General features: G+C 40.9%; 9 protein-coding genes. 4 read left to right on the forward strand and 5 right to left on the reverse strand.

All coding sequences use genetic code 11. The features are described from left to right. Nucleotides 1-222: 222 nt before the first annotated feature. The 4 genes from KO534_RS15260 (at nucleotide 223) to KO534_RS15275 (ending at nucleotide 4,200) form a co-directional block, all read left to right on the forward strand. Nucleotides 223-783, forward strand: coding sequence for a DUF2799 domain-containing protein (locus tag KO534_RS15260; RefSeq protein WP_252732170.1), 561 nt, complete (start codon nucleotides 223-225; stop codon nucleotides 781-783). Nucleotides 784-1,037: 254 nt separating this feature from the next. Beyond that, nucleotides 1,038-1,991 carry a transaldolase gene (gene tal / locus KO534_RS15265; RefSeq protein WP_215930535.1) on the forward strand — a complete coding sequence of 318 codons (954 nt, stop codon included), beginning with the start codon at nucleotides 1,038-1,040 and terminating at the stop codon, nucleotides 1,989-1,991. A 101-nt stretch (nucleotides 1,992-2,092) separates the two neighbouring features. Continuing rightward, nucleotides 2,093-3,736 (forward strand): glucose-6-phosphate isomerase, encoded by a 1,644-nt coding sequence (gene pgi, locus KO534_RS15270; protein WP_215930537.1) that lies wholly within the window; start codon nucleotides 2,093-2,095, stop codon nucleotides 3,734-3,736. 293 nt (nucleotides 3,737-4,029) lie between these two features. After that, nucleotides 4,030-4,200, forward strand: coding sequence for a DUF3545 family protein (locus tag KO534_RS15275; RefSeq protein WP_215930539.1), 171 nt, complete (start codon nucleotides 4,030-4,032; stop codon nucleotides 4,198-4,200). A gap of 104 nt (nucleotides 4,201-4,304) precedes the next feature. Here KO534_RS15275 and KO534_RS15280 read toward each other — a convergent pair whose 3' ends face one another. The 5 genes from KO534_RS15280 to thrA form a co-directional block, all read right to left on the reverse strand. Then, entirely contained in the window at nucleotides 4,305-5,942 is a 1,638-nt protein-coding gene (locus tag KO534_RS15280; protein ID WP_215930541.1) for an FMN-binding glutamate synthase family protein, read from the reverse strand. A 223-nt stretch (nucleotides 5,943-6,165) separates the two neighbouring features. Continuing rightward, a complete protein-coding gene (gene ung / locus KO534_RS15285) occupies nucleotides 6,166-6,825 on the reverse strand; it encodes a uracil-DNA glycosylase (RefSeq protein ID WP_215930543.1) in 660 nt (219 codons plus the stop codon). A gap of 9 nt (nucleotides 6,826-6,834) precedes the next feature. After that, a complete protein-coding gene (gene thrC / locus KO534_RS15290; RefSeq protein ID WP_215930545.1) occupies nucleotides 6,835-8,118 on the reverse strand; it encodes a threonine synthase in 1,284 nt (427 codons plus the stop codon). Between the two features lie 87 nt (nucleotides 8,119-8,205). Beyond that, nucleotides 8,206-9,201: a homoserine kinase gene (thrB, locus tag KO534_RS15295; protein ID WP_252732171.1), complete on the reverse strand. Its 996-nt coding sequence runs from the start codon at nucleotides 9,199-9,201 to the stop codon at nucleotides 8,206-8,208. After that, nucleotides 9,201-11,663 carry a bifunctional aspartate kinase/homoserine dehydrogenase I gene (gene thrA, locus KO534_RS15300; RefSeq protein WP_215930547.1) on the reverse strand — a complete coding sequence of 821 codons (2,463 nt, stop codon included), beginning with the start codon at nucleotides 11,661-11,663 and terminating at the stop codon, nucleotides 9,201-9,203. The genes thrB and thrA overlap by 1 nt, the downstream gene beginning before the upstream one ends. Nucleotides 11,664-12,101: the final 438 nt, after the last annotated feature.

Genomic DNA, 12,101 nt, shown 5'->3' on the forward strand with positions numbered 1-12,101 from the left:
AATAAGATCCTGTGATGATTAAAATTTGTAAAAACTACTGCAGTGATATGTGGGATACGTTGCCAATTACAAGTTGGATTTCAAATTTCTTTGTATTTCAAATATGCTTGAGACAGAATTGGGCTCAGATATAGTGAAACTCAAGTGAAATTAAGGATAAACATGTACCTAAGGTTTTTGGCACTCGTTAGCGTTACTGTTTTATTATCAAATTGTGCCAATATGAATAAGTCGGATTGTTTAACCGCTGATTGGCAACTAATTGGTTTTGAAGACGGCAGCCTAGGGGAAAATGAAAGTCATGTTGCTCAACATCGAAAAGACTGTTCTGAACATGGCGTGACACCGGACTTAGCGCTGTATCGCCAAGGCCATTTTGAGGGTTCCAAACAGTTTTGCACAACAACTAATGGCTTCAATCGCGGCCTAAAAGGAAAAGAATATAAGCGCAATTGCCCTCAACAATTTGAAGAGGCATTTTTATCTGGATTCACCGATGGCCAACACTTGTATTCCTTAAAGAAGGTACTTAATCAAAGAGCAAATGAACTTGAAGACGCCTATAAAGAATTAGACTGGCTTGAACACACTATTGCAGAAAAAAGTGAAGTGATGATTGCTGATGGTCTAAATCGAGACCAACGAATAGTCGTTAGAGATGAAATTTCAGAGCACCAAGAACAACAACGTTTTCTATATTCTGTGCTTCACGAATTAAAACAGGAATTCGAAAACGCGTCGTTAGCCTATGAGCAAGCCAAGCGTGAGTTTTCTCAGTATTAAATTAATAACCAACGAATATCGATTAATGCTTATGTGATTTCACAAAGTCTTTATTTTTGTTAGCAAATATAGCGTTTTACTGGCGTCTATCAGGCAACGGTTATACCCTGTAGCTATTGTTATTTAACGCGATACAGTAAGCAATAAGACATATGATAGTCAGCTTACTTCTTTGAATTCCTAAACAAATTTGCCAAGCTATGCACATTGCCATGTGATAGCCCACAAAGCGTCACAACTTATTAGAGGATACTATGTCAGATCAATTACAAGCATTAAGAGAACTTACCACAGTTGTTGCCGATACCGGTGACATTGAAGCCATCAAAAAATACCAACCGGTAGATGCAACGACTAACCCATCTTTGTTACTTAAAGCAGCAGAAATGCCGCAATATAAGTCTCATTTAGAAAGTGCTGTGGAATGGGCAAAACAACAATCTTCCGATCCTGAACAACAAATTATTGATGCTGGTGACAAACTATCGGTCACTATTGGTACCGACATTGTAAATATAGTACCGGGTCGTATTTCTACGGAAGTAGATGCCCGTTTATCTTTTGACACTGCTGCTAGTATCGAAAAAGCTCATAAATTGATTGCTCTGTACAAAGAAGCAGGCATCGACAAAAGTCGTATCTTAATTAAGTTGGCGTCTACTTGGGAAGGCATTCGCGCAGCTGAGGTTTTAGAAAAAGAAGGCATTAACTGTAATCTTACATTGTTGTTTGGCTTTGCTCAGGCACAAGCATGTGCAGAAGCTGGCGCTTTCTTAATTTCACCTTTTGTTGGGCGTATATTGGATTGGTACAAGAAAAGTACTGGCAAAACTGACTACAGTTCATCTGAAGATCCGGGCGTAATTTCAGTCACTAAAATTTATAACTATTACAAAGATCATGGCTACAAGACAGTTGTGATGGGCGCTAGTTTCCGCAATACAGGTGAAATAACTGAATTAGCAGGCTGTGACCGATTAACCATTGGACCGGGCTTGTTGGAAGAGTTATCGCAAACTGATGCCCCTCTGCCAATTAAGTTGCAAGATAAGGGTGCCACCAAAACTCCTGGCGCGCCATTAACCGAAACTAAATTCCGCTGGGAAATGAACCAAGATGCTATGGCAACTGAAAAGTTATCTGAAGGCATTCGTAACTTTGCAGCAGACCAAGTTAAATTGGAAGCCATGTTAAGAAGCTACTTGTAAACTTGCTCATTTAACTTTAAAGCGTCGAAATCGGCGCTTTTTTGTTTTTAGTCAACCTTTAAGGGCCAGACTTAATCTTTACCCCAAATCGAGAACATATTATGACTGCACTAACGGCATCCCCCGCTTGGAAAAACCTTGAAAACTTAGCGACACACATAAAAACTCAGCACATGCGTGACTGGTTTGCTGCAGACCCTAATCGTGCTGAAAAATTTACTCAAGCAGCCTGTGGAATTGAGTTGGATTTTTCGAAAAACCTCATCACTGACGAAGTCATGCAAGCATTACATGTTTTGGCAAGCGACTCTCAAGTCACTGAAAAAAGTCAGGCCATGTTTGCCGGTGACATCATTAACCACACTGAAAAACGCGCCGTTTTACATACCGCATTGCGTAATTTTTCAGGCAAGCCCGTTTTGGTAGACGGTGAAGATGTGATGCCAGAAGTCTTAGCTTGTCAGAAAAAAATCCAAGACTTTGTAGCCAGTATACATAGCGGAGAACGCAAAGGTTATACTGGTAAACCTTTAAAACAAATTGTTGCCATCGGCATTGGTGGTTCTTTTCTTGGGCCGAAAATCATGTCAGAAGCCCTGAAACCTTATTGGTTCGAAGGGGTTAAAGTACATTATGTGGCCAATGTTGACGGCTGTCATATTCAAGACGTATTGGCCACTGTCGACCACGAAGAAACCCTAGTGGTAATGTCATCTAAATCCTTTACGACTCAAGAGACCTTACAAAACACCCTTACTGCTAAAGCATGGTTTTTAGGAGCGGGCGGATCGCAGCAAGATATCGCAAAGCACTTTATAGCGGTATCGTCAAATATTAAAGCCGCTACCGAATTTGGTATGGCAGAAGACAATATTTTCCCGATGTGGGACTGGGTAGGTGGTCGTTATTCACTGTGGTCAGCAATTGGTTTACCTATCGCATTAACCATAGGTTACGACAACTATCGCGAGTTATTGCAAGGGGCATTTGAGATGGATGAACATTTTCAAACGGCTCCCATTGAGCAAAATTTACCTATGATATTGGCGTTGTTAGGTGTTTGGTATGTAAACTTCTTTGGCGCACAAAGTCATGTGTTATTGCCCTATTATCACTATTTACGCGGTTTTCCAGCTTATGTTCAACAGCTGGACATGGAAAGTAACGGTAAGCGTATTGCTGGCGCTGATAGCACCACCGATTACGCCACTGGGCCGATTATTTGGGGCAGTGAAGGTACCAACGGGCAACACTCATTCCACCAGCTTATTCATCAAGGTACAGTATTAGTACCCGCAGACTTTATGTTTCCATTAAAGGTACCTAATCAAGACGATACTCATCACGCCATGTTAGCGTCTAACTGTTTTGGTCAAACCCAAGCGTTAATGCAAGGTAAAACATTTGCTGAATGTAAGGCCGATTTAGCTTCAAAAGGTTTAGATGAAGACACCCTTGAATCACTTGCCATCCACAAAACGATGCCTGGCAACAAACCCAGTAACACCCTACTCTTCAATCAAGTCGATCCTAAAACCTTAGGCTCACTCGTTGCCATGTATGAACATAAAGTTTTTGTACAAGGTGCAATTTGGGGAGTGAATTCATTTGACCAATGGGGAGTAGAGCTAGGTAAAGAACTGGGAAATCAAGTACTGGATAAACTTGTTAATTCAGACTCCAGTCTAAGCTTTGATGCATCAACCAACCAGTTGATCAGCAAGTTTAGAAAAGCAAACGGTTAATAACCGATCCAGTAGGTTTGCCCATAGACCTAGTGATTTAGTCAATTTAAAGGGTGCCAATTACATCATTGGCACCCTTTCGTTGTTTTCAGTTGTCTCTTTATTTACCCCCTATTTTACGCTAACTCCCTGTCACTAAACCTTCACGTTTTGTTAATAAAAAGTACAAATACTTATTCTATTTTAACTGTCCCTGTGGTACATAGTCATTAAGCTTTTGTTTTAGTTGTTAATCACAATAGCTTAAAGAGTATCCTAATAATAAGTGCGCGAAAATAATAAAGGAGATCAAAATGGATAAGTCCGAATTATTGTCTACCTTAGATTCAGAAACCAAGTCATCCAAAAGCAAAACAAGTAAGCGAAAATGGCGGGAAATTGAAGCCATACACGACAGACACCGACTCAAGCTAGAATTAAGAGAGTTAGGAATGTCACCAGAAGACGAATTAGAATTTTTGTAATACTTTAAGCCCTGAATTGTCAGGGCTTTTTTTGTTCATCTACTTTTAAAGCAAGCTCTGTCTGAAGCCTTGCGGTATCAGGCTGCTGCGACTTTTATTTTGGATTAACTGGCAACCTTTTCCGTTCCAGCATGCCCTTCTACTACATAATGTTTAGGCATAAAACAATCAACTGTTGCCTCTTTCATTTCTAGCGTAAACAGCTCGGGATTACAGTCTTCTTGCAACAAGCAACCTTCTGCTAAATTCGGGTAAATTTCATCAAAGCGCTTTATTTCAGATTGACTGACTCTTCGATAAATGTGAGAGCGATTTAATTGATTTGGATTCGATAAACCAGCAGAAGAGACAAGATCAAATGTGGCGTTTACGGTTCCTTTATGAAAACGAGCGATCCTTGTGGCCTTGTCACCTACAACTAATCCAGATGCTAAAGTTGGGTCTTGGGTAGCAATACCTGTTGGGCACTCGTTAGTATGGCAAATTAAAGACTGAACACACCCAAGCGCTATCATCATACCTCTGGCGCTATTACACATATCAGCACCTAATGCTAAATTTTTAACTAAATGGAACCCCGTAAAGGTTTTACCACTAGCAATGACTCGAATGTGTTTTTTTAAACCAAAACCAACCAATACATCTACCACAAAAACTAGCGCTTCACGCAACGGCATGCCAACTGAATTTGAATATTCTAAAGGCGCTGCGCCTGTGCCGCCTTCTCCGCCATCAACAGTAATAAAGTCAGGTTGAATTTTTGTTTGAACCATCGCTTTACATAGTGCGATAAATTCACTTTTACGACCTATGCATAATTTGAAACCTATGGGTTTACCACCAGACAAGTCTCTAAGTTGCTTGATAAAATGCATCATTTCCAGAGGTGTAGAAAACGCCGAATGCACTGGTGGTGATTCGACCATAGTGCCCGGCTCTACCTGTCGAATTTGAGCTATCTCTATGGTATTTTTATGTGCGGGTAGAATTCCCCCGTGCCCTGGCTTAGCACCTTGAGATAATTTAATTTCAATCATTTTGATGTTATCTTTTACAGCAGTTTTAGCGAAACTATCCGCATCAAATCCGCCCTCTGGTGTTCGACAACCAAAATATCCGGTTCCTATTTGCCAGACCAAATCACCACCGTGTTTTAAATGAGATGCACTAACGCTACCTTCGCCTGTGTTGTGGTAAAAACCGCCCTTTTTTGCGCCTTTATTCAACGCTTCTATGGCATTGCCGCTTAGGGCCCCATAACTCATGGCAGAAATGTTAAAAACACTTGCAGAATAGGGTTTCAGACAATCCTCTCCGCCAACCACGATTCGCTGACTTAATGTCTCTTTATCTGCATGAATTGCGGCCAATGAATGACCAATCCATTCGTACCCTACGGCCTGAGTATCAAGCTTAGTGCCATATGGTACAGAGTCCTGTGCGCCTTTAGCTCGTTGATAAATCACCGACCTAAACATTCGACTGATGGGTACGCCATCAGTTTCAGACTCGAAAAAATACTGACGTAGAAAAGGTCTAAAGAACTCCATGACCCAACGACCACGACCAACAAAAGGAAAATTTCGTCTAATAGCATGTTTGGTCTGATACATGTCGTACAAGCCGACCAGGGAAATCGGTATAAGTAATAAACTCCCCCAAAGCATGCTTGGCCATTTAATACCGAGTACTAACATCAGTACCCAAGCAGTAACTGTAGCGATGACAAAAATACTTCTCATTTTACGACCTTTAGACAAGAGATTTGTTTGATTGTATAAGAACAACATAGCCACCTTTGTCTTTCAACAAAAATTAGCATGACTAGATTAAAATCTGTAAACGATAAAAATATCTGACTAATAGATATTAGGTGTTTTACTTCAAACACTTCACACTTTAGGTTTTCAATTGTGAAACTTCATTGTCGCTAATCAACAACTTAGTCAATCAAGAAAAATCACTCTAAACCTGCCAATTGATAGCAGTTTTACCTTGATGTTGGAGTAGTTGATTGGCTTTAGAAAAGTGTTTACAACCAAAAAAGCCACGATAAGCTGATAATGGTGAAGGGTGTGGTGCAGTTAGCACATGATGTTTTTGTGTATCAATCACTGCACCTTTTTTCTGTGCATGGCTACCCCACAGCAAAAATACCAACCCACTACATTGGTCACTCAATTGTTGAATAACCGCATCGGTAAATTGTTCCCAGCCAATTTTTGCATGGGAGTGTGCTTGGCCTTGTTCAACAGTGAGCACAGCATTAAGAAGCAATACTCCTTGCTCTGCCCAGCTTTGTAAAAAGCCATGTTGTGGGATACTAAAATCGGGGATATCGGTGGCTAACTCTTTATAGATGTTAACCAATGAAGGGGGTGTTTTTACGTTGGGCAATACCGAGAAACTTAAACCGTGGGCTTGATTAGGTCCGTGATAAGGGTCTTGCCCTAATATCACTACCTTTACGTTATCCAGCTTAGTTAAGCTAAAAGCATTAAACACATCTTGTTTAGGAGGATAAATTATCTTGCCAGCAGCCCTCTCACTTTCAACAAATTGCATCATTTGTTGAAAGTAAGCTTGCCGTTTTTCTTGACCTAAAATATCTTCCCAAGTGCTCATCTAAGCTCTTTAGCTTAAAATATTAAACAAGTGCGCTTTTAACGCCTGATAGTCACTAGGCAATTCGGCTGACAAACCTTCTCTTCCTGCGCAGTCAGCCAGTGGTTTAGGTAAACTGATAGGTTGACCCAAAACATTTTCAACTGTTTCGCGAAATTTAGCAGGATGCGCGGTGCCTAAGAAAATACCGGTTTGCCCTTCTTCCATCTTTCTACTCAACGCTTTGTACGCGATGGCTGCATGGGGTTCGCTGACATAACCTAACTGGGCAAGTTGTCGCATTGCGACTTGGGTATAGTCTTCGTCTACTGTGTCGCCAGAAATAGCCGACTTATCCACCATGCCTAGCTCAATTAAGGCTTCAATACGCGGCCAGTTGTTGGGCTGACTAACATCCATTGCATTAGACAAAGTCGCAACTGTATCTTTTGGCTGCCATTCCCCAGTTTTTAAATAACGAGGCACCGTATCGTTAAGATTAGTAGCGGCCACAAAATGTTTGACCGGAAGCCCCATCACTTTTGCGATTAAGCCGGCAGTCAAATTACCAAAGTTACCGCTAGGGACTGAAATGACTAAGTCTTCGCGCTCAGCTGCCGTAAGCTGTGAAACGGCTTCAAAGTAATAGCACACCTGTGCTGCTAAACGACTAATATTAATAGAGTTTGCAGAGTTGAGGTGTAATCCATCTCGAACATCAGGATCATCAAAGGCACTTTTAACTAGTTGCTGACAGGCGTCAAAATCATCTTCAATTGCCACAGTGTGAATATTGTCACCGAGTGTTGTAAATAACTTCTCTTGGAGCTGGCTGATCTTACCTTTAGGGTACAGAATCACTACATTGATATTGTCTATGCCATGAAACGCATGTGCTACTGCTGCACCGGTATCACCGGAGGTGGCGGTTAAAATTGTGATGGGTTGCCCATCGGAAATTTCAACCAAACACTGAGCCATAAAACGACCACCGAAATCCTTAAATGCCAGTGTAGGACCATGAAACAATTCCAAGGTATACACATTATCAGTGACTTTAGCCAAAGGAGCGTCAAACACAAATGCGCGTTCTACTATGCCGGCAACCGTTTCTCGGGGTAACTCATCACCAATTAAAGCGCTTAGTATCTCTACGCTTCGCTCAACAAAAGGCATGGCCAATAATGACTCTATATCATCAAATTTAGGCAATTGTTTAGGAAAAAATAAACCTTGGTTATTGCCTAAACCTTTCTTAACCGCTTCTGCGAACGTTACTTGCTCTGAGGCGTCTTTTAAATTAACAAGTTCCACTTTACTACCTTTTAAATACTTATAATATTGCGCTAGTTACCGTGCTGTTTAGCCCAATGTAACTGGCTCGTAAGAAAGCCTATGCTTTCAAGAGTGGCTAACGGATGCTCCACTCGTGTCTAGCTGGCAGATATGACTAAAACCCGTGTCATTTTGAATATAGTTATCAGCTAGCCATTGATTAATTATTTTAGCGTTTTCTAAATTGTCACATACCGCAAATACCGTTGGACCAGAGCCAGAAATTCCAAAAGCTAGAGCCCCATGTTGTTCTGCGAAGCTACGCGATTCGTCAAATTTTGGCAACAGAGACTTACGGTAAGGTTCGGCAATCACATCAAACATCATAGCAGCAGCGAGTTTTTCGTCGTTACGGTACAACGCATCAACAAACACAGCTAATTGGCGACCAAACTGTATGGTATCAGCCATTGAAACCTGTTTGGGTAGAATATCCCGTGCTGCAGCCGTAGATACGCTAATCCCAGAATAACACGACACCCAATACCAGTTATCAAACACAGGCAATTGCAATGCTACCTGTTCTTGATGTTCGGCCATTAAGGTTAGTCCACCAAGGAAGCATGGGGCAACATTATCGTAATGTACACTGCCACTTATTTGCCCTTCGAGTTCGCCCATTACTAATAACAACTCATTATTATCAAACGGAGCCTTACCCAAATACTCAGTAAAAAACTGATTCAAAGCATACAACGCCGCGACAATTGAACTGGCACTTGAGCCTAATCCACTGCCAATCGGCAAATGTTTATGCAAGGTCATTTTCAGCGCCGGCAAAGTACTTTTGGAATGACCTTGGTTTTGCAACTCAGCGATGAAGTGCTGGTAACAACGTGTCACTATATTACTGTTGGCGTCGGGCGGCAGCTTGTCTGCAAAACGGCCTTTGACCACTAAACTAAACTGCTCTGCTATTTCAATCTCTACTTCGTCTCCCAATAAACTACCGTCTATTGGTTTTAATGCCGCACCAAGTAAATCAAACCCTAAACTTACATTGCCGATAGAAGCAGGCGCATAGGCCTTTAAAATAGTATTTTTCATTTTATCGTTTGACATTATAGTGATTGTTTCCAAGGCATAGTGCGCATCACATCAGCAAAGACACCTGCGGCTGTTACTGCAGCGCCGGCACCGTATCCTCTAATAACGTAAGGTATAGGTTGGTAATAATGACTATGGATGGCCAAAGCGTTTTCGCCCTCTTTAACCATATATAATGGGTGCGCTTCGTTAACAGCTTCGATACTTACCACACATTTACCATGCTCAATCGACCCCACATACCGTAATACTTTGCCTTCTTCTTTAGCAACCGCTACTTTTTCTGCATAGTGAGCGTCTAATTCAGGTAATCGCGACATGAAGTCTTCAATGCTGCCACTGGCATCAAACGAAGGTGGTAAAATTGGCTCTATGGTAATATCAGATAACTCTAGCGTTAAACCAGACTCACGAGCCATAATCAACAGTTTTCTTGCGACATCCATACCACTCAAATCATCGCGAGGATCAGGTTCTGTAAAGCCATTCTTTTTAGCTATTTCAGTTGCTTCAGAAAGACTCAGCCCTTCGTCTAACTTACCAAATACAAAAGACAACGACCCAGACAAAATCCCTTCAAAACGGACCAATTCATCCCCGGCGTAGAACAAGTTTTGTAAATTGTCGATAACCGGTAGACCCGCACCTACTGTAGTTTCATACAAAAATTGACGATTGGTTTGTTGTGCTGTTTCTCGCAATAAATCATAAAATTCAGTACTCGCGGTATTAGCCTTTTTATTAGGTGTGACTACATGAAAACCATCCAGCATCATTTGCGGATATTGTTCAGCAACCTGTGAACTACTGGTGCAATCAATAATAACTGGGTTAATCAAACTATTGTCATGTACAAAATTCATCAAATTTTCGATAGAAAACTGTTTTTCGCTTTGCGCTAGTGATTGTTGCCAATCCGAATTCAAGTCTATGCCATTTGACTGCAGCAGTAACTTTTTGCTGTTGGCAATACCGTATACTTTTAAACTGATATTTTTTTCGAGCAATGACGCTTGTTGACGCGCTATTTGCGCCAGTAACTCTTTACCTACACTACCGCTGCCTACTAAAAACGCATCAATGGCGTGTAAGTTAGAGAAAAAATTCTGATGCACTACTTTGACTGCTTTTTTAGCTTTACGTGATTCAATTACGGTAGAAATTGAGCGTTCTGACGACCCTTGTGCAATAGCAACATTATTGACTCTGGCTTGAGCAAGAGAACTAAAAAATTTAGCAGCCAAACCTTGAGAGTGTCGCATTCCATCTCCTACTAAGGTAACAATGGCCAATTCGTGACGTACTTCAATAGGGTCAAGTAATTGATTACTTAGCTCTAGAGCAAATGAATCTTCTAATAAATCTTGGGCACGACTGGCATCTTTACTATGAATACAAAAACTGATGCTGTACTCAGAAGATGACTGAGTAATTAAACTAATGGAAATATTCGCATTAGACATGATTTCAAATACACGGCTAGCCATGCCCACCATGCCTTTCATGCCCGGACCTGCCACGTTAAACATGGTCATATCATCTAAGTGAGAGATACCTTTTACGCTAGTCCATTTGGTACTCGCTTCATTACTGATTAAGGTTCCCGGGGCAGCAGGGTTAAGGGTATTGCGAATTAAACAAGGGATATGGTGCTGGGCGATAGGGCCAATGGTTTTTGGATGTAAAACTTTAGCACCAAAGTAAGATAGCTCCATGGCTTCTTGATAAGTCAGCTTATCAAGCAATACTGCACCTTCTACTTGGTTAGGATCGGCATTATAAACGCCGTCTACATCAGTCCAAATTTCACAACATTCTGCGTCAATACAGGCAGCCAAAATAGCAGCTGAGTAATCTGAACCATTTCGACCTAAGGTGACTTTTTCCCCGCTTTCATTCACGGCAACAAAACCTGGCATGATTAAAATTTGCTCGCCAGATGTGTTTACATCACTAAAGCGTGCCTTACTTGCAGATACATCAGCAATACTATCTAAATAATCGCCTTCGGCAATAACATAGTTAACCGGATCTATAATGCTATTGTTATGTCCCAATGCCGTTAAAATTTCACTAAAAATATTAACACTGACGTATTCGCCTATACTCAATACTTTGGCAACTACCTGCTCTGGAGCGCAGCGTAACAAAGCAAAACCCTCTAAATGCTGATTGAGATCATTTAAGGTATATTGAATATAGTCGGCTAATTTAGCTTGAGAAAAGTTAGGTAAGTTAGATTGCAAATCATCCAAAATTCCAAAAAGCACCATATTTAATTTGGCAAATAACTCGCCGTAATCATTACCCTCAGCCGCTTCATCACATAACAATGATAAGGCATTGGTGACGCCCTTTGGAGCAGACAAAACAACTGCCGCACCGCTTTCGGTATGACATGCAAAACTAATGTCTTTTACTCTTAAGTAACGTTCTGCATCAGCAAGAGACGAGCCCCCAAACTTCAATACCTTCATTTTTTGATTCCTTAAACGTTTCAACACTATCTTAATCACGTATTCGCTATTACATATTTCTTAGAGCTACAAAAAAGCCCGCTGTGGTTGCGGGCTTTTTATGTGTAATTATTATGCACTAGCCAGCGACCACCCTCTTAAAGGTGATAATCATCATGCCGGTGGTGATTGTTATTATTTTTTTCATAGGTTCAATTTGCCGTATAGACGTCTATATGTCAACCAGCTGTTAACGATGTTTTGTTATTTGATATAGCCGCTTTGTCATAAGGCACAATATTGACGGCTATCAATATCGTGCCGCCGTCATCGATTATGCAGCTTATTACGGAGTCAATATTCTGGTCGTTAGTATTTTGAAATATTTTACAGCAATAAGCGTTGATCTAAATATCAATCGAATTAGTAACTACAGTCCCAATTAAAAACAACTATTTG

It is taken from the genome of Paraglaciecola arctica (assembly GCF_018861065.1).
In the GTDB taxonomy this organism is placed as follows: domain Bacteria; phylum Pseudomonadota; class Gammaproteobacteria; order Enterobacterales; family Alteromonadaceae; genus Paraglaciecola; species Paraglaciecola arctica_B.